The following is an 18,265-nucleotide window of genomic DNA, read 5'->3' as shown; positions in this document are numbered from 1 at the left end:
TGAGATGCATGCAATGCAATAGCATCGCGCCATCCTAGCGGCCGGCCACGGTGCCCATCCGGCGATAAGCGCGGTTTTTGCGTCGCTTTCGGCGCCGCCTTCCCCCCGCTTGGGTCGCCACCTACAGGACGGCGCCACCCGCTGCCGCACAATCCGCGCATGACCGTGCCCCCCGACGAACCACTGCCCCCCTCCTTGCCCCCCGCCACGCTAGGGTCTAGGCCCGCCGCTGGGCCGGCCGCAGCAGCAGCGGGGCCCGACCCTGTGCCAGGCCCCGCAGCAACGCCCCTGGAGACGGTGGCGGCAGCTGCCGCAGGCACCACCGCTTCGCCGGACACGCACGGCACGGCGCCGCCCGGCCCTGGCGCGCAGGCCGCCGCCGTGGCCGAGATACCGGCACCCCTCACCGGCCCGCTCATGCTCCACATGCCCGTGGACGTGCGCAACCTCTCGCTCGCGCTGCTGGCCCTGTTTGCCGGCGTGGCGCTGCTGCACTGGGCCAGCGCCGTGTTCATCCCCATAATGCTCAGCCTGCTGCTCACCACGGCGCTGCGGCCCGCCGTCGAGCTCCTGCGGCGCTGCCACGTGCCGCGCTGGCTGGGCGCGGGCGTGCTGCTCATCGCCATCGTCTTCGGGCTGGCGAGCGCCGCCTGGTCGCTGAGCGACGGGGCCGCGCAGCTCGTCGACTCGCTGCCCGTGGCCGCCAAGAAGGTGCGCGACAGCATCAAGGCGCGCGCAGGCACCAGCAGCCCGCTCGACACCGTGCAGAAGGCCGCCACGCAGATCGAGCAGGCCGCCAACGAAAACAGCGCCGCCAGCCCCACCCGGCGGGGCGTGCAGCGCGTGGTGGTGGAGCGCCCTCCGTTCAACATCCGCGACTACCTGTGGAGCGGCACCATGGGGCTGATGTCGGCCCTGGGCCAGCTCACCGTGGTGGTCTTCCTCACCTTCTTCGCGCTGGCCTCCGGCAACCTGTTTCGCAACAAGCTGCTGCGCATCGCGGGCACCAGCCTGGAACGGCGCAAGGTCACCATCCACGTGCTGGAAGACATCACCAACCAGATCCAGCGCTACCTGCTGGTGCAGGTGCTCACCAGCGCCCTGGTGGGCGTGGCCACGGGCCTGGCCTACTGGGCCCTGGGCCTGGAGAACGCGGCCGTGTGGGGCGTGGTGGCCGGGGTGCTCAACCTCGCGCCCTACATCGGCTCGGCCCTGGTCACCGGCGCATCGGCCCTGGTGGCCTTCCTGCAGTTCGGCACCCTGGACATGGCGCTGGCCATCGGCGGCGCGTCGCTGGTCATCCATACCCTCGTGGGCAACCTGCTCACGCCCTGGCTCACCAGCCGCACCAGCAGCATGAGCCCCGTGGCCGTGTTCGTCAGCGTGCTGGCCTGGGGCTGGCTGTGGGGCCTGTGGGGCCTGCTGCTGGGCATCCCGGTGATGATGGCCGTCAAGGCGGTGTGCGACCGGGTGGAGGATCTGAAGGCGGTGGGGGAGTTGCTGGGGGACTGAGGTCCAGGCGCTGCTGCACGAACGCGGGAAGCTCGTCTGCAGGCACCGCCCGGCCGAAATACCAGCCCTGCACCTCCAGGTCCATGGTCCGGGGCAGCCGTTGCAACTGCTCGGCGGTCTCGACCCCTTCCACCACGATGCCGCAGCCCAGCCCCTGGCAGAAGTTGAGCAGGCCTTCCAGCACCCGCCCTCCCTGCGCCTGCGCGCTGGCGAGCACGAAGCTGCGGTCGATCTTGATCGTATCGACCTCGAAGGCATGCAGGTAGCTCAGGGATGAGTAGCCGGTGCCAAAGTCGTCGATGGAGACCTTCGCGCCCACAGCGTGCACACGGGCGATGGCGTTGCGCATTCCGAAGACATCCGCGGCCAGGGCATCCTCGGTCAGCTCGATGCTGATGCAGCCGGCCGCTGGCGCGATCAGGTCCACCAGACGGATGCAGTGCTCCTGCGACATGAGCGTGGGGCCCGTGATGTTGATGGAAATGGGCAGCTCGAAGCCCGCGTTGCGCCAGCGCCGGTACTGCCGCAGCGCCGCAGCCGCCACCCACAGGTCCACATCCTTCATCAGGCCCGCCTCGGACAGCCAGGCCAGGAACGCCCCGGGGGGCTGGACGCGGCCCCGGGAATCGCGGGCCCGCAGCAAGGCCTCGCAGCCCGTGCACCGGCCGGTGCGCAGCGACACCTGGGGCTGGTACTCCAGGAAGAATTCGTAGTCCCCCATGCGGCGCACCTGGGCCAGCAGTTCCTCGCGGCGTGCCTGGCCTTGTTGTGCGACCACCACGGGATCGCGCGCATAGAGGCTTCCCTCCTCCTGCAGGCGGGTGAAGGTGGTGTCCAGCCCGGGCAGGTGCACGGTGGTTTCGTTGTGGCGCTCCAGCGAGCGCACCGCAGGCCCATACAGGCAGGCGCCGAGCAGCACCAGCGCCAGCTGCAGGGCCACCGCGCCCCAGTCGCCCTGGGTGCTGACATAGGCATTGAAGACGACCGGCGCATTGAGCGGCATGGGCATGCTGGCCACGGCCACCCAGCCCGCCTGCACGGCCGCCAGCGCCAGGCAGGCATTGAGGGCGGGGACGGCCAGGAACGGCAGCAGCATCCGCAGGTTCAGGATCAGCGGGATGCCGAAGAGCAGCAGCTCGTTCACGTTCAGCAGCGCCATCGGCAGACTCGCCAGCGCGAGCAGGCGCAGGCCGGGGCTGCGGGCGCGCCACAGCACGGCCAGCACCAGCGACAAGGTTCCGCCCGAGCCGCCGATGAAGGCAAATGCCCCCAGCAGGCCCGCGTTCAGGGGATGCTGCGGCACCTGATCGGCCAGCAGGGCCAGGGCGTTCCAGCCCACGGCCTGGTCCAGGGACTGGAACAGCGGCTGCAGCGCGTGGTAGCCATGGATGCCAAAAAACCACAGCAGCGAATTCAGGCCCGTGAGCAATACGGCGTTGAGATAGGACTGATCGGGGTTGGCCACATCGATGGGCAGGCGCCAGTGCACCAGCCCCTCCCACTGCTGCAGCAAGGCCAGAACGACCACCAGCAGCGCGGTGGTGGCGATGCCGGGAACCACCATGTTCATGGCGTCCTCCACGTTCTCGCTGACCTGGGCCATGCGCGCGACCCGCAGCCCGCGCACCCGCATCAGCCAGGCCATCAGCGGCACGGTGACAAGCGGGGCGGCAATCGCGATGAACAGCACCAGCGTGGCCGCCGCCCGCGGATGGCCGCGCAGCAGGTAGGCGGCGAGCGCGGCATGGACGAAACACAGAAAGGCCACCGGCAAGCGTGGCAACCGGTGGCGGATGGCCAGCATGTAGCCGATGGAGGCGGTGATCAGCAGCGGCAGGATGCGGCTGATCTCCCCGTGCAGGTCCGCCAGCAAGTCGGCCACGGAGGCCGGCAGGCCCAGCATGCGCGCCAGCACCGACAGCACCAGCAGGACGGCCGACACCATCAGGCACGGCAGGACCCAGAGCAGCCCTTCGCGAATGGCACGCATCGCGTCGGCCCTCGCCACGGCCTCCAGCCGCCGGGACAGTAACAGCCGCCAGAACGCAAGATCAATGCCCAAGCCATGCCTCCCACCCTGAAGCGACCGCGAGGATGCCACCTGGAGCCTGCCCGGCAGCCCCCAGATTCCCCGCACCCGTCCGAAGAGGCGGCCGGCGATCTGCCCGCGTGTCCTCTCCCCCCTGGGCCCATGCTATCGGGCCTGCCCGCATCTTGCAAAGGGCGCCACCGCCCCCCAGGGAAGCCGACGACCTCAGCCCGTGTTGCGCAGCCCCGCAGCGATCCCGTTGATCGAGATGTGAATCCCCGTCTGCACCCGCTCATCCCCCTGCCCCGCGCGCCAGCGGCGCACCAGTTCCACCTGCAGGTGGTGCAGCGGGTCGATGTACGGAAAGCGGTGCTTGATGGAGCGGGCCAGCGCCGCGTTGTGCGTGAGGCGCTGCTTGTCGCCCGTGATGCGCGTGAGCGCCTCGGCCGTGCGGTGCCATTCGGCCTCGATGCTGGTGAACACCTTCTTGCGCAGGCGCGCGTCTGTCACGAGTTCGCTGTAGCGCGAGGCCAGCGCCAGGTCGCTCTTGGCCAGCACCATGTCCATGTTGGACAGCAGCGTGCGGAAAAACGGCCACTGGCGGTACATCTTCTGCAGCAGGGCCAGCTGGGTCTTGGGGTCCTTGCCTTCCAGGTTCACGAACGCATCGACCGCCGAGCCAAAGCCGTACCAGCCGGGCAGCGTCAAACGGCACTGGCCCCAGCTGAAGCCCCAGGGGATGGCGCGCAGGTCTTCGATCTTCTGGCTGGCCTTGCGGCTGGCGGGGCGCGAGCCGATGTTCAGTTCGGCGATCTCGCGGATCGGCGTGGAGTTGAAGAAGTATTCGGTGAAGCCCGGGGTGTCGTACACCAGCGCGCGGTAGCTGCCCATGCTGGCCAGCGAGAGCTGCGCGGCGGCGTCCAAGAACGCCTTGGTGGCGGGCTTGGTGGGCTGCAGCAGCGTGGCTTCGAGCGTGGCGGCCACCAGGGTTTCCAGGTTGCGCCGGCCGATCTCGGGGTTGGCATATTTGGAGGCGATGACTTCGCCCTGCTCCGTCAGGCGAATCTGGCCGCGCACGGTGCCGGGGGGTTGCGCCAGGATGGCCTGGTAGCTGGGGCCGCCGCCCCGGCCCACGGTGCCGCCCCGGCCGTGGAACATGCGCAGCTGGATGCCGTGGCTGGTGGCCAGCTCGTCGAACAGCTCCACCAGCGCGATCTCGGCGCGGTACAGCTCCCAGTTGCTGGTGAAGATGCCGCCGTCCTTGTTGCTGTCGCTGTAGCCCAGCATGATGTCCTGCTCGCCGCCACTGCGCTGCACCAGGGCTGCCACGCCGGGCAGCGCATAGAACTCGCGCATGATGGGCGCGGCATTGCGCAGGTCTTCGATGGTTTCGAACAGGGGCACCACGATGAGGTGGTTGCGCGACTCGGCATCGAGCGTGCCGTTCATCAGGCCCACTTCCTTCTGCAAGAGCAGCACTTCGAGCAAATCGCTCACCGTTTCGGTGTGGCTGATGATGTAGTGGCGGATGGCCTCGTGGCCGAAGCGCTCGCGCATCACGCGGGCGGTTTCGAAGATGGCCAGTTCGCCCTTTGCGTGTGCGGAATACTCAGCGCCCACCACGCGCAGCGGGCGCGCGTCGTTCAGCAGCTTGATGAGCAGCGCGCGCTTGGCGGCTTCCTGCAAGCCCGCGTAGTGGGGCTCGATGCGCGCCTTGGCCAGCAGTTCGGCCACCACCTCCTCGTGCTTGTCGGAGCTTTGGCGCAGGTCCACCGTGGCCAGGTGGAAGCCGAACACCTGTACGGCGCGGATCAGGGGGTGCAGGCGTTCGCCCGCCAGGGCCTCGCCATGGTGCGATTGCAGCGAGGCTTCGATCACCCGCAGGTCGGCCAGGAACTCCTCGGCGCTGCCGTAGGGGTTCTGCGGCACCACCGCATGGCGCGCGGCTTCGCCGCCGGTCAGTTCCTTGAGCGAGGCCGCCAGGCGGGCGTAGATGCCCGTGAGCGCGCGGCGGTAGGGCTCGTCCTGGCGGTGTTCGTTGGTGTCGGGCGAGCGCAGGGCCAGGGCCTCCATCTCGGCGGACACCTGCACCAGGCGCGCCGACAGCGACAGCTCGCCGCCCAGGTAGTGCACCTCGGTCAGGTAGTGGCGCAGGGCCACCTCGGCCTGCCGGCCCAGTGCGTATTGCAGGGTCTGCGCGGTGACGTTGGGATTGCCGTCGCGGTCGCCGCCGATCCACTGGCCCATGCGCAGAAAGCTGTGCACGGGGTACTGGCCCAGCTCGTTCTCCAGGTCGGCGTAGATCTTGGGGATCTCGCGCAGGAAGGTGGCCTCGTAATAAGAGAGCGCGTTTTCGATCTCGTCGGCCACGGTGAGCTTGCTGTAGCGCAAGAGGCGCGTCTGCCACAGCTGGGCCACACGGGCGCGCAGCAGGGCTTCGTTGGCGGCCAGTTCGCGCGGGGTGAGCGCGTCCTTGGCGCTGTTGTACAGCTGGGCACGCACCTGGATGTCGTCGCGCACGGCCAGCAGCAGGGCAATGTCGCGCTCGGCATCCAGAATGCTCTTGCGCTGCACTTCGGTAGGGTGGGCCGTGAGCACCGGGGCCACGTAGCTGCCCGCCAGCGTCTGCGAAATCGTCTTGGGAGCGATACCCGCCCAGCGCAGGCGCGACAGGGCCACCTCGATGCTGCCCTCCTGCGTGTCCCCCGCGCGCTCGTGCACGGCGCGGCGGCGGATGTGGTGGCGGTCTTCGGCCAGGTTGGCCAGGTGGCTGAAGTAGGTAAACGCGCGGATCACGCTCACCGTCTGGTCGCCCGAGAGCGACTTGAGCAGCTTCTTGAGCGCGCGGTCGGCCTCCTGATCGGCATCGCGGCGGAACGCCACCGACAGCTTGCGCACCTGCTCCACCAGCTCATACGCGGCCACGCCCTCCTGCTCCCGGATCACGTCGCCCAGAATGCGGCCGAGCAGGCGGATGTCGTCAATCAGGGGCTGGTCCTTGTCGGATCGTTTCATGCGGTGGTCTCCGGAATGGGATGGGGGGATCGCCGGCGCCGTCCGCCCGGCATGCCCCCGGGCCGCACCAGCCCCAGTGCGGGCGCATGCTAGCATCGCCCGCCCCTGAATGATTACAAACAGGTTACGAACTTGAGCATGCCCCAGACACCCCTCACCATCGTCATTGCCACGCGCGAAAGCCGTCTCGCCCTGTGGCAGGCCGAGCATGTACAGGCCCTTTTGCGCGCACGGGGCCACACGGTGGAGCTGCTGGGCATGACGACCAAGGGCGACCAGATCCTGGACCGGTCGCTGAGCAAGGTGGGCGGCAAGGGCCTGTTCGTGAAAGAGCTGGAAGTGGCGCTGGAAGAAGGCCGCGCGCACATCGCCGTGCACTCGCTCAAGGATGTGCCCATGGAGCTGCCCGAGGGTTTTGCCCTGGCCTGCGTGATGGAGCGCGAAGACCCGCGCGATGCGTTTGTCTCACCCAACTACCCGAACATTGATGCCCTGCCCCAGGGCGCGGTGGTGGGCACCTCCAGCCTGCGCCGCCAGGTGCTGCTGCAGGCCCTGCGGCCCGACCTGAGGATCGAGCCGCTGCGCGGCAACCTGGACACGCGCCTGCGCAAGCTGGACGAAGGCCAGTACGACGCCATCGTGCTGGCGGCGGCGGGCCTGAAACGCCTGGGGCTCGCCTCCCGCATTCGCGCCACGTTCGAGCCCACGGCCATGCTGCCCGCGGCGGGTCAGGGCGCACTGGGCATCGAGGTGCGCAGCGACCGGCAAGACCTGATCGACGCGCTGGCGCCGCTGGCCCACCAGCCCACCTGGCTGACCGTGGCCGCCGAGCGCGCCGTGAGCCGCGCCATGGGCGGCAGCTGCTCGATGCCGCTGGCGGCGCACGGCACGCTGGCCGCCGGCGTGCTGCAGCTCGATGCCGCCTGGGGCGACCCGGACGGCCAGGCCCCGCTGGTGCGCGCGCAGGCCAGCGCCCCCGTCGGCACACTGGCGCAGGCCGAAGCGCTGGGCGACGCGATTGCCCAGCGCCTGCGCGCGGGCGGCGCACGGGGCGCGGACCCCGCCAGCCTTCCACAACCCTGAGGCGCCCATGCCCTCGCCCCGGGTGATCGTCACGCGGCCCGCCCGCGAGGCCGCGCACTGGGTGGAGATGCTGGGCGCGCACGGCATCGGCGCCGTGGCGCTGCCGCTCATCGCCATCGGCCCCTGTCGCGACCCCGCTGCGCAGCAGGCGCTCGCCCGGGCCAGGGCCCACCTTGCGCAGTACCGCGCCCTGATGTTTGTCAGTGGCAATGCCGTGGCCCATTTTTTTGGATCTGGCAGGCCTCCAGCGCTGGATGGACAAGCGCTGGCAGCTATCAAAACAAGAGCATGGTCACCCGGCCCCGGCACGGCGCGCGCGCTGGAGCAGGCCGGCGTGCCCTCGGCCTGCATCGACGGTCCGGCGCCCGACGCGCCGCAGTTCGACTCGGAAGCGCTGTGGCAGCAGGTGGCCGCGCAGGTACGGCCCGGCGACCGCGTGCTGATCGTGCGCGGAAGATCCGGCAGCGTGCCTGAATCTGCCCAGGGCAGCGGCCGCGACTGGCTGGCCCGCCAGATCGAGGCAGCGGGCGGCACGGTGGAGTTTGTGGTGGCCTACCAACGCGGCGCGCCCCGCTTTTCAGCGCACGAGGTGGCGCTGGCGCAACAGGCGGCGCACGATGGTTCCCTCTGGCTGCTGAGCAGTTCCGAAGCCGTGGCCCACCTGGCCGAGGCCCTGCCCGGCCAGCCCTGGGGCGCCGCGCGGGCGCTGGCCACGCACCCGCGCATCGCCGAGGCGGCCCGTGCGGCGGGCTTTGGCGCCGTGCGGGAATGCCGTCCGGCCCTGGAAGACGTGGTGGCCTCGATAGAATCGGCGGCATGAGTTCCGTGCCCCCCAACGATCTGCCCCCTGCACCCGCCGCAGCCCCCGTGGCGGCGCCCGTGGGCGCACCCGCAGCGGGCCCCGCGCCTTCGCACGCCGCGCCGACACCCGCTCCCGGCCGGGGCGGCGCCGTGACGCTGCTGCTGGGCACCGTGGCGGCGGCGGCACTGGTCAGCAGCGGCCTGCTGTGGCAAAAACTCAGCTCCATCCAGGAGCAGCTCGCCCGGCAGTCTGCGGACTCGGGTGCGCAGGCGATCGAGGCCCGCACCATGGCCCGCCAGGCCGAAGAGCTGGTGCGCGAGACCGCCGCCCGCCTGTCGGTGGCCGAGGCGCGGGTGAGCGAGGTGGCGCTGCAGCGCAGCCAGCTCGAAGAACTCATGCAGAGCCTGTCGCGCTCGCGCGACGAGAACCTGGTGGTGGACATCGAATCCGCCATCCGCCTCGCGCAGCAGCAGGCTCAGCTCACCGGCAGCCTGGAGCCGCTGGTGGCCGCGCTCAAAAGCGCCAACCTGCGCATCGAGCGCGCCGCCCAGCCCCGGCTCGCACCCGTGCAGCGCGCCATCGGCCGCGACCTGGACCGCCTGACCCGCGCCACCGTCACCGACACCGCCGGCCTGCTGGCCCGCCTGGACGACCTGGTGCGCCAGGTGGACGAGCTGCCCGTGCTCAATGCGGTGGCCCAGGCCGCCGCCACGCGGCGCCTGTCGGCCGCGCCCCCGGCGCCGGGCGGCATGCCGGCCTCCACCGGCGGGATGGCCTGGTGGCAGGCCGCGCTGCAGCGCAGCTGGGAAGTGGTGCGCGACGAGGCCCGGGGGCTGGTGCGGGTGAGCCGCATCGACCAGCCCGAGGCGATCCTTCTGGCGCCCGAACAGACCTTCTTCCTGCGCGAGAACCTCAAGCTCAAGCTGCTCAACGCCCGCCTGGGCGTGCTCGCGCGCCAGTTCGACTCGGCCCGGGCCGACCTGGCCGCCGCCACCGTGGCGCTGAACAAGTACTTCGACCCGGCCTCGCGGCGCACGCAGAACGCGGCCAGCACGCTGCAGACGGCCCAGGCCAGCATGAAAGCGGCCGAGCAGCCGCGCCTGGACGAAACCCTGTCCGCGCTGGCCACTGCCGCAGCGGGAAGGTAAATGAATCACCCCCTGAGTCGCTTCGCGCCTTCCCCCTCTCCTGCGGGAGGGGGACGCCACCGGTGGCCTGGCACAGCCAGTTCCACGGTGGCGCTCGCCTGGACCGCGCCCGTGCCACGGGCTGCGGGCGCCGCCTTGCGCGGTGGAATAACGGACTGACGACATGCGCGCAGCACTTTGGCTTTTGGCATTGTTTGGCGTGGCCGTGGCCGCCGCGCTGTTCGCGGGCAACAACCAGGGCACCGTCACCCTGTACTGGCCGCCCTACCGCATCGACCTGTCGCTGAACATGGTGGTGCTGTTGCTGGTGGGCGGTTTCGTCACCGTGTACGCGGCGCTGCGCGCGCTGGCCGCCCTGCTGGAACTGCCCCACCAGGCCCGCCGCTGGCGCGTGCAGCAAAAGGAGCGCGCCATGCACGCGGCCTTGCTCGATGCGCTGACCCACATGCTCGGCGGGCGCTTCATCCGCTCGCGCAAGGCGGCGGTGGCCGCGCTGTCGCAGGAACATGCGCTGGGCGCCGCCGGCGAGGCCGTACCCCACGGCCGCCAGCTGCGCGCCCTGGCCCACATGATCGCGGCCGAGGCCTCGCACGCACTGCAGGACAGCGCCACGCGCGAGAGCCACCTGCAGGACGCGCTTCAGGAAGCCCCCGCGCGCGGCACCGTGAGCGAGCAGGAAATGCGCGAAGGCACGCAGATGCGCGCGGCCCGCTGGTCGCTGGACGACCGCGATGCGGGCGCGGCGCTCGACCGCCTGGCCGCCCTGCCCCAGGGCGCGGCGCGGCGCACGCTGTCGCTGCGCATCAAGCTCAAGGCGACCCGGCTGGCACGGCAGACGCAGGAGGCGCTCGATACCGCGCGCCTGCTGGGCAAGCACCGCGCGTTCTCGCCCGCCGCGGCCCAGAGCATCGTGCGCGGCCTGGCCACCGAGCTCATCAACAGCGCGCACGACACCGCGCAGCTGCAGCAGATCTGGATGTCGCTGGAGTCCTCCGAGCGCAACATGCCCGAACTCGCCATCCATGCCGCCCAGCGGCTGGCCGCCCTGGGCGGCGATGCCACCCAGGTGCGCGCCTGGCTGCTGCCGGTGTGGGAACGCATGGTGGACCTGCCCGACGCACTGGCCGAGCACCATGCGCTGAAGCTGGTACGCGCGCTCGAAGCCGGGCTGGACGCACTGGACGCGCCCTGGCTGGCCCGCATCGAATCCGCGCACCAGGCCAACCCGCGCGATGCGCGCCTGCAGTACCTGGCGGGCATGGCCTGCCTCAAGCGCCAGCTGTGGGGCAAGTCCCAGCAGCTGCTCACCCAGGCGGCGCAGCAGCTCGCCGACACCAGCCTGCGGGCGAGCGCCTGGCGCCATCTGGCGGAACTGGCCGAAAAGCGCGGGGACGAGGCCGCTGCCGCCGAGGCCTGGAAGAAGGCCGCGCTCGGCCAGTAAGCGCCCCGGCCTCTCCCTTTTCTCAAGGCAGGCCGCCGCACCGCGCCATGCGCGCTTGCGGTAACCGCCACCACGCGCCCCGCGGCGGTTTCAGTCCCTCGGCATGCACCCTGATGGGGCATTCCCCATGCCCAGGGCCCTCCCCCGCCTCGGGCCATGCACAAGCCGCACAGCATTGGGGAACTTTGAGCGCTCAGGCCCTCTCAATTCATTTTTTTTGAATTGAAGCATCAATCTGCCTGAAACCGAATGCGGTGACGGCTTTCTACACTGCCCCATTGCTTGACGAATGTCAGCCTTGGCCGAGAGGCGCTGGCCCGGCGCCTCCACCTGACCACCCGCTTTGCTTTTTGCTCCCAGATGACTGCCCCTGCCACCACCGCCCCCCCGGCCGCCGCAACGCCCCGCCGCTACACGCGCACCGCCATGCTTTTGCACTGGGTGCTGGGCCTGGCGCTGATCGGCCTGTTTGGCGTGGGCATCTACATGACGGGCCTGCCGTTCTCGCCGCAGCGGCTCAAGCTCTACAACTGGCACAAGTGGGCGGGTGTCACCCTCCTCGTGCTGTCGGTGCTGCGCCTGCTGTGGCGCGCCACGCACCGCCCCCCCGCACTGCCGCCGGCGATCGAGCAGGCCATGCCGGGCTGGCAGAAGCTGGCGCACCACGCCACGCACGGGCTGCTCTATGCGCTGTTCTTCGCCGTGCCGCTGATCGGCTGGGCCTACAGCTCGGCCGCCGGTTTCCCCATCGTGTTCCTGGGCCTGTGGCAGCTGCCCGACTTCGTGCCCGTGAGCAAGGAGCTGGCCGAGGCCATCAAGCCCTGGCACCAGTACACCGCATTTGCAATGGCGGGCCTCGTGGTGCTGCACATCGCGGGCGCGCTCAAGCACCAGATCGTGGACCGCGACGGCCTGCTCGCCCGCATGCTGCCTGGTGGATGAGGCAGGCCCCGAGCCGCTTCGCGCCGTCTCCCTGTTCGGCGGGAGGGGACCGCACCCGCAGGCCCGGCAGAGCCGGCTCCACGGGCGCACTGGCGGATGCGCGCCCCTGTCTTACACCAGCCGACCGCCCCACCTTCTCTTCTCTTTTCTGTCTTTTGAACGGAGTTTTCGAATGAATCTGTCTTCTTCTTCCACCCTGTCCCACATCGTGCTGGGCGCCGCCCTGGCCGTGGGCGCCCAGGCCGCCCTGGCCCAGCAACAACTGGTGCCCGCCCAAAGCGAAGTGCAGTTCACCGCCCGCCAGATGGGCGTGCCGCTGGACGGCCACTTCAAGAAGTTCAGCGCCCAGGTGGCGTTCGACCCGGCCAAGCCGGCCACCAGCAAGATCGCGTTCACGGTCGATACCGGCAGCGCCACGCTCGGATCGCGCGAGACCGATGCCGAACTGCCCAAGCCCACGTGGTTCAACGTGGGGAAGTTCCCGCAGGCGCAGTTCGAATCCACCGCCATCAAGGCGCTGGGTGGCGGCAAGTTCGAGGTGGCGGGCAAGCTCACCATCAAGGGCACTGCGCAGAACGTGGTGGTGCCCGTCACGCTGACCCAAAGCGGGGCCAGCACCACCGCCACAGGCACGCTGCCCATCAAGCGCCTGGCGTTCAAGATCGGTGAGAACGAGTGGGCCGACACCTCGATGGTGGCCGACGACGTGACCGTGAAATTCAAGCTCGCGCTCACCGGCGTGGGCAAGATTTGAATGAAGCTCCCCCGGAGTCGCTTCGCGCCTTCCCCTCTCTCGCATTGCTACGCAACGCGGGAGAGGGACGCTCCCGGCGCAGCGAGGCGGCCCTTGTGCGGGAGCGCTGGCTTGAACGTGCCCGATCCCCGCGTCGCACGGCATTGAATCGCTGATTTCTTTCCTTTTTTCCTTCCTTTTCTTTCCACCACTGCTCCAGGAGTATTTACCCATGCGCAAGTCCCTGTTCTCCCTGCTCGCCGTGGCCGCTGCCACCGCAATGACCGCCGGCGCCGCGCAGGCCGCCAACTACGCCATCGACCCCACGCACACCTTCGTGACATTCGAGATCGGCCACTTCGGCACGACCACGAACCGCGCCCGCTTCGACAAGAAGCAAGGCACCGTGGAGTTCGACCGCGCGGCCAAGTCCGGCAAGGTGGACATCACCATCGACACCACCTCGGTGAACTCGGGCACGCCCCCGTTCGACAAGCACCTGCAAAGCGCCGACCTGTTCGATGCCGCCAAGCACCCCACCATCAAGTTCGTGTCCGACAAGTTCAGCTTCAACGGCGACAAGGTCAGCGAAGTGGCCGGCCAGCTCACGCTGCTGGGCAAGACCGCGCCCGTCACGCTCAAGGCCACGCAGTTCAACTGCTATGACAGCCCCATGCTCAAGCGCGAAGTGTGCGGTGGCGACTTCGAGGCCACGATCGACCGCACCCAGTGGGGCATGAACTACGGCGTGGAGTGGGGCTTCCCCAAGAACGTGCGCCTGGTGGTGCAGATCGAAGCCGTGAAGCAGTAATCCAGCCACGCTGGCCACGCGCCAGCGCGCAGGGCGGCGTCCACGCCGTGCCCACAGGCCACCCGCCGCGCCCGCGCAGCGGGTGGCTTTTTCCTTGGCGCGGCCCCACCAGGCCCCCTTCCGCGTCAGGCAGCGTCCAGCGAGGCGTCCAGGTCCCAGCCCTGCGGCCGCCAGGCCCACACCACGTCCGGCCGCAGCGCGCGCAGGAAGGCGGTGTCGTGCGACACCACGGCCAGCGCGCCCGTGAAGGCCGCCAGCGCGGCCTGCAAGGCGTCCACGGCATCCACATCCAGGTGGTTCGTGGGCTCGTCGAGCAGCAGCATCTGCGCAGGCTCGCACGACCACAGGGCGCAGGCCAGCGCGGCCTTGATGCGCTCGCCGCCACTGAGCACACCGGCCGGGCGATGCACCTTGTCCGCATCCAGCCCGAGTTGTGCCAGGTGCGTGCGCAGCGCGGCTTCGGGCAGCGGCGAGCCCAGTGCCCGCAGCCGATCCAGCACGCTGCATTGCGGGGGCAGCGCGGCGGTGTTGTGCTGGTCCAGCCAGGCGGCCCGCACGCCGCGCCGCACACCGCCTCCAGGCACGCCATCCGGCGCCGCGACCAGCCGCAGCAGGCTGCTCTTGCCACACCCATTGGGCCCGGTGATCGCTATGCGCACGGGGCCACTCCACACGCCGTTCAGCGCAGGCAAGCCCGGTGGGGCATGCGGCACCTGCACCTGCTCGAACGCCAGCACCTGCCTGCCCGCCGGCACGGCGCTTTGCGGCAGCACCAGCGCCGCGGCTGCCTGCGCGGGCACGCGCAGGGCAGCCTCGCGCACGGCCTCGTTCAGCCGCTGGCGCTCTTGCTGCTGCCGCTCGTGCTCGCGGCCGGCGTGGGCCTGTGCGCTGTTCTTCCGGCGGTCGAGCAGGATGGACGCCTGGTTGGTGGTGCGCCCCGCCGCGCGACCGCGTGCCGCGCGGCGCTGCTGGGCGTCATGCTCGCGCTGCAGCGCCCGCAGGCCCTGCTCGCGCTCGGTGCGCGCATGGTCCAGCGCGGCCTGGGCGGCGGCCTCGGCCTGGCGCTGGGCCTGGTACAGCCCCCAGTGGCCGCCATAGCGCTGCAGCCCGGCGGGCGACAGCTCCACGATGCTGCCCACCGCGCCCAGCAATTCGCGGTCGTGGCTGGCCACCAGCACGCCGCCCCGCCACTGCGCCAGCGATTCCATCAGCCATCGCCGGCCCGCGCGGTCAAGGTGGTTGGTGGGCTCGTCGAGCACCAGCAGCTCGGCATCGGACAGGAAAGCCCCCGCCAGCGCCACGCGCATGCGCTCGCCCCCGCTGAGCCGCTGCGCGGCGTGTGCCGGCGGCAGGTGGCCCAGCCCCAGGGCGTGCAGCGCCTGCCGCCAGCGCGCGGGCAGGTCCCACCGCCCATCGGCCACGAGCAGGTCATCGGGCGTGCCTTCGCCCGCCTCCAGCCGCGCCAGGGCGCCCAGCGCCGGCCCCAGCCCTGCGACGTCAGCCACCGTGGCACCGGGCGCAGCAGCCACCTCCTGCGCCACCACATGCAGCGAAGGATCGCCCAGCACGGCGCCGCTGGCGGGCTGCAGCGCGCGCGCCGCGAGCCGCAGGAAGACGCTCTTGCCGCAGCCGTTGGCACCCACGATGCCCGTCACGCCCGGGCCCAGGGACACCGTCAGCGGACGGCCCCACAGGGCCTGGCCGCCAGGCGGGCTCCAGCCAACCCCGGCGAACTGCAGCACGGCCTGGCCCGCGCCGGGCGCCGCATTGCCCTGCCTGGCAGGGGCCTGCGATGAAGGAGCAGAAGAAGAAGATGATGATGATGGGAAATCAGCAGCCGAGGCTGCGGCAGCGCTGCGGCTGCCATGGGCGGATTCGCCCCCTGAAGGTGTCGCCATGCAAAAGCACTCCAAACAAGACATGCAACCACCTGGCCCGCAAAGGGCGGCAGGGGAACGGCTTGAAGAGGCTCAAAGGCGCATGGGAGTAATACCTCGGCACGAATGGGTGTGACTGCGGAATGTACCGCAAATCACCCACATAAAAATTAACTTAACGTAAATCAATTACGAATAGTAGAATTGCAGCCATCCATTTGAGGAGACACCGCATGAATGCCGCCCCGACGCCCGATCTGGCCACCCTGCCCGCGCCTGCCGCCATCCAGCAGCTGCACCACTACGCCTACAAGGCCCGCGACGCGGAAGAGACGCGCCACTTCTACGAAGACATCCTGGGCCTGCCGCTCTACCACATCATCCAGAGCGACTACGTGCCCAGCACGGGCGAGTACTGCCCCTACACGCACTTCTTCTTCCGCCTGCGGGACGGCTCGTTCATCGCCTTCTTCGACCTGGGCGACGACGTGAAGGCCGAGCCCTCGCCCAACACGCCGCTGTGGGTCAACCACATCGCCTTCCGCGTGAACACGGTCGAGGAACTGGAGAACACCAAGAAGCGCCTGGAAGCCCATGGCATCGAGGTGCTGGGCGTGACCGACCACCACATCTTCCACAGCATCTACTTCTTCGATCCCAACGGCATCCGCCTGGAGCTGTCGGCCCAGCTGGCCAACGAGGAGCAGATGGCCAAGGACAGCACCGCGGCCCATGCGCGGCTCAACGAGTGGACGGCCCGCAAGGAGCAGTGGCGCAAGGAGCGCGCCGAGGGCAAGGTGGCCGCTCCGCTCAAGCCCCAGCAGAACGACCGGCCCGAGTACGTGCGCGGCTGAAGCGCAGGCCCAGGCCGCAGCGTGGCGCCGTGCGGCGCCCATATCAATAAAAAACGGCCGCAGCGCTTGATATTCAAGCGCTGATAGCTATACAAACTATAGCAAGCACTTTGCCTTCGCTAAGCGCGGAGCGCCACGGCGCGCCGCCGTCAGCCGCCCTGCTGCTGCGCCCGCATCACCTGGTGGCGTTGCCAGTAGTGGCCCACCGTGGCGTTGAACGGGTCTTTCTCCTTCTTCAGGCCGGCCAATTTGATCTTGCTGGTCTTGGCACCCAGGCCCAGGGCGTTCTTCTCGGGGTGGGTCACGATCAACGCGTTCCCAAAGCTGCTCTCCTTGTATTCGAGCGCCTTCACCGCATCCCAGAACACGGTGGTCCCGTCCGCACTCGTGCGGATGCCCTCGATGCTGACCTCCACCGTGTGGCCCCCCTTGAGCGCAAACACCACGGGGGGGAAGTACCGCAGCACCAGTGCGCGCTCTTCATCGGTGGCGGGTTCGTAGCGGTAGGCCAGGCTGCGTTCGTGGTCTTGTGCGAACTGCTGCTCGTAGTCGCTCCACAGGCGCTGCTCGATCGCATCGGCCGTCACGATCTCCTGCACCCAGGTCGCCGAGGGCGTACGCACGGCGATGGCGGCGTAGTCCCGCTCCTTGAGCGCCATGCCCACGTTGCGCAGGCGCTCGGGCATGGCCGGGTGCGAGTCGAAGGGGTGCGGCACGTTGGCCGTCTTCATGGCGTCCAGAAAATCGCCGGAGGCTGCATAGGGTGCCAGCCCCTGGGCCACGAAGCGGGCAATGCCCAGCGTGGTGTCGTCGTGCCGCTCATTGCGGCCAAAGAGTTCGGCCTCGATCTTGTAGCGGTACTGGGCATAGGCCGCGATCTTGACCAGCGACTGCGCGATCGCCGCTGGCGACGTGAGCTTGGCGGCCACGCGGTCGGCCTTGAACTCGCGCTCGCGGCTGTCGCGCGCCAGAGCGATCTCGAAGATGGTGCGGTACAGGTCCAGCAGGGGCGAAGCCATCGCCGTGAGCCCTCCGGTGCGCATGGCGTGCCGGTAGTGGTCGTACTGCACGAGCTTGGGGCCCAGCCGGGCGCTGCTGTGGGTGTCGCCGCCGCGCAGGTGGGCCAGTTCGTGGCCGAACACGGCATCGGCCTCGGCCTGGTCCAGGATGCGCAGCAGCGGCAGGCTCACGAACAGCGTGCGGCCCGTGAGCGTCTGTCGGCCCACCGTGAGCGGGGCCTCGGTCACGAAAAAATTGGCGTCGATGCCCGCCACGATGTGCCGGGGCGGATCGGTCTTGAGGCGCTGCGCCATGTGGCGGATGCGCTTCCACAGCAGGGGCGCATCGTCTTCGGACACCAGCTCGCCCACCGCATGGTTGCTGGACTGCACGCGCTTGAAGATGCCCCTCACCGCCACCAGCACGCCCGCCAGCACCACAAAACCCACGAACAGCACCAGCTTGGGCGAATACTTGTGGAAGAAGAACGCAGTGACCCAGAATGACAGCCACACCGCCATCGCGCCCTGCACCAGCAGTGCCGCGGCGCTGGCAACGGTGGTCAGGCGCCAGCCCGTGACGAAACTCGTGTACTGCAGCGTGCGGTCGGCGAAGGCCAGGGCCCCCAGCCCCAGCACCGCCACCATCAGCACCGCGCCGGCCACCAGGGTCCAGAACGCCACCTTGCGGGCCATGTCGAACTGCCAGACATCCGCGAAGCGTTCGCACAGGGCTTCGCGGTAGTCCTGCGCCTCGGGGTCGGCGCTGCCGCAGATGGTGGATGGCGGGTTGCTGCGGTAGTAGTCCTTGCGGGCCTGCTTTTCGGCGGGCGCCATGCCCTTTTCAGCGTCGATGCGCTGGCCGATACCGGCCACGAAGCGGGCGTCCTGGTCGCGCTGTACATGACCGGCGAAGACATAGGTCACCGCCGGGATGAGAAAAAGCGCCAGCAGCGCATAGGCGAAGACCTTGGCAAGGCCCACGCGGAGTGCGGATTGAAGATTCATGGAGGGGACCGA

At 69.6% G+C, this 18,265-nt stretch carries 13 protein-coding genes; 9 read left to right on the top strand and 4 right to left on the bottom strand.

Annotated features, from left to right (window positions below):
* Positions 1–159: 159 nt before the first annotated feature.
* Positions 160–1,512, top strand: a complete 1,353-nt coding sequence (locus tag AC1RCS_RS20720; RefSeq protein ID WP_492245780.1) for an AI-2E family transporter — start codon at positions 160–162, stop codon at positions 1,510–1,512.
* On the opposite strand, the gene AC1RCS_RS20715 is transcribed toward AC1RCS_RS20720, so the two are convergent.
* The gene (locus AC1RCS_RS20715; protein WP_492245832.1) at positions 1,451–3,502 is read right to left on the bottom strand and encodes an EAL domain-containing protein; all 2,052 of its coding nucleotides are present in this window, start codon (positions 3,500–3,502) and stop codon (positions 1,451–1,453) included. The two genes, AC1RCS_RS20720 and AC1RCS_RS20715, sit on opposite strands and share 62 nt — an antisense overlap.
* A gap of 264 nt (positions 3,503–3,766) precedes the next feature.
* Positions 3,767–6,556, bottom strand: a complete 2,790-nt coding sequence (ppc, locus tag AC1RCS_RS20710; RefSeq protein ID WP_492245781.1) for a phosphoenolpyruvate carboxylase — start codon at positions 6,554–6,556, stop codon at positions 3,767–3,769.
* A 138-nt stretch (positions 6,557–6,694) separates the two neighbouring features.
* Between ppc and hemC the strand changes: the two genes are divergently transcribed.
* The 7 genes from hemC to AC1RCS_RS20675 all read left to right on the top strand — a co-directional run bounded on the left by hemC (position 6,695) and on the right by AC1RCS_RS20675 (position 13,516).
* The gene (gene hemC / locus AC1RCS_RS20705; RefSeq protein WP_218293751.1) at positions 6,695–7,639 is read left to right on the top strand and encodes a hydroxymethylbilane synthase; all 945 of its coding nucleotides are present in this window, start codon (positions 6,695–6,697) and stop codon (positions 7,637–7,639) included.
* A 7-nt stretch (positions 7,640–7,646) separates the two neighbouring features.
* A complete protein-coding gene (locus tag AC1RCS_RS20700) occupies positions 7,647–8,459 on the top strand; it encodes a uroporphyrinogen-III synthase (RefSeq protein WP_492245782.1) in 813 nt (270 codons plus the stop codon).
* Positions 8,456–9,589, top strand: coding sequence for a uroporphyrinogen-III C-methyltransferase (locus AC1RCS_RS20695; protein ID WP_218293749.1), 1,134 nt, complete (start codon positions 8,456–8,458; stop codon positions 9,587–9,589). Before AC1RCS_RS20700 ends, AC1RCS_RS20695 begins: the two co-directional genes overlap by 4 nt.
* A gap of 163 nt (positions 9,590–9,752) precedes the next feature.
* Complete coding sequence (locus AC1RCS_RS20690) at positions 9,753–11,030, top strand: heme biosynthesis HemY N-terminal domain-containing protein (protein ID WP_218293748.1); 1,278 nt, start codon at positions 9,753–9,755, stop codon at positions 11,028–11,030.
* A gap of 360 nt (positions 11,031–11,390) precedes the next feature.
* Complete coding sequence (locus AC1RCS_RS20685) at positions 11,391–11,972, top strand: cytochrome b (RefSeq protein WP_218341682.1); 582 nt, start codon at positions 11,391–11,393, stop codon at positions 11,970–11,972.
* 178 nt (positions 11,973–12,150) lie between these two features.
* Positions 12,151–12,726, top strand: coding sequence for a YceI family protein (locus tag AC1RCS_RS20680; RefSeq protein ID WP_218294427.1), 576 nt, complete (start codon positions 12,151–12,153; stop codon positions 12,724–12,726).
* Between the two features lie 211 nt (positions 12,727–12,937).
* Positions 12,938–13,516, top strand: coding sequence for a YceI family protein (locus AC1RCS_RS20675; protein WP_218293746.1), 579 nt, complete (start codon positions 12,938–12,940; stop codon positions 13,514–13,516).
* A 125-nt stretch (positions 13,517–13,641) separates the two neighbouring features.
* On the opposite strand, the gene AC1RCS_RS20670 is transcribed toward AC1RCS_RS20675, so the two are convergent.
* Positions 13,642–15,414: an ATP-binding cassette domain-containing protein gene (locus AC1RCS_RS20670; protein WP_492245783.1), complete on the bottom strand. Its 1,773-nt coding sequence runs from the start codon at positions 15,412–15,414 to the stop codon at positions 13,642–13,644.
* Positions 15,415–15,626: 212 nt separating this feature from the next.
* Here AC1RCS_RS20670 and AC1RCS_RS20665 point away from each other — a divergent pair, with 212 nt between their 5' ends.
* Positions 15,627–16,247: a VOC family protein gene (locus tag AC1RCS_RS20665; protein ID WP_492245784.1), complete on the top strand. Its 621-nt coding sequence runs from the start codon at positions 15,627–15,629 to the stop codon at positions 16,245–16,247.
* A gap of 149 nt (positions 16,248–16,396) precedes the next feature.
* Here AC1RCS_RS20665 and AC1RCS_RS20660 read toward each other — a convergent pair whose 3' ends face one another.
* Positions 16,397–18,253, bottom strand: a complete 1,857-nt coding sequence (locus AC1RCS_RS20660) for a M48 family metallopeptidase (protein ID WP_492245785.1) — start codon at positions 18,251–18,253, stop codon at positions 16,397–16,399.
* Between the last annotated feature and the right edge of the window lie 12 nt (positions 18,254–18,265).

Source organism: Acidovorax sp. GW823-FHT01C06, assembly GCF_058798375.1.
The sequence above is the reverse complement of the archived record's forward strand: the minus strand, read 5'-3'. Positions and strand labels throughout refer to the sequence as shown.

Coding starts and splice junctions, on each gene's coding strand:
- AC1RCS_RS20720 (WP_492245780.1), top strand. CDS start 160: ATGACCGTGCCCCCCGACGAACCACTGCCCCCCTCCTTGCCCCCCGCC.
- AC1RCS_RS20715 (WP_492245832.1), bottom strand. CDS start 3,502: ATGCGTGCCATTCGCGAAGGGCTGCTCTGGGTCCTGCCGTGCCTGATG.
- ppc (WP_492245781.1), bottom strand. CDS start 6,556: ATGAAACGATCCGACAAGGACCAGCCCCTGATTGACGACATCCGCCTG.
- hemC (WP_218293751.1), top strand. CDS start 6,695: ATGCCCCAGACACCCCTCACCATCGTCATTGCCACGCGCGAAAGCCGT.
- AC1RCS_RS20700 (WP_492245782.1), top strand. CDS start 7,647: ATGCCCTCGCCCCGGGTGATCGTCACGCGGCCCGCCCGCGAGGCCGCG.
- AC1RCS_RS20695 (WP_218293749.1), top strand. CDS start 8,456: ATGAGTTCCGTGCCCCCCAACGATCTGCCCCCTGCACCCGCCGCAGCC.
- AC1RCS_RS20690 (WP_218293748.1), top strand. CDS start 9,753: ATGCGCGCAGCACTTTGGCTTTTGGCATTGTTTGGCGTGGCCGTGGCC.
- AC1RCS_RS20685 (WP_218341682.1), top strand. CDS start 11,391: ATGACTGCCCCTGCCACCACCGCCCCCCCGGCCGCCGCAACGCCCCGC.
- AC1RCS_RS20675 (WP_218293746.1), top strand. CDS start 12,938: ATGCGCAAGTCCCTGTTCTCCCTGCTCGCCGTGGCCGCTGCCACCGCA.
- AC1RCS_RS20670 (WP_492245783.1), bottom strand. CDS start 15,414: ATGGCGACACCTTCAGGGGGCGAATCCGCCCATGGCAGCCGCAGCGCT.
- AC1RCS_RS20665 (WP_492245784.1), top strand. CDS start 15,627: ATGAATGCCGCCCCGACGCCCGATCTGGCCACCCTGCCCGCGCCTGCC.
- AC1RCS_RS20660 (WP_492245785.1), bottom strand. CDS start 18,253: ATGAATCTTCAATCCGCACTCCGCGTGGGCCTTGCCAAGGTCTTCGCC.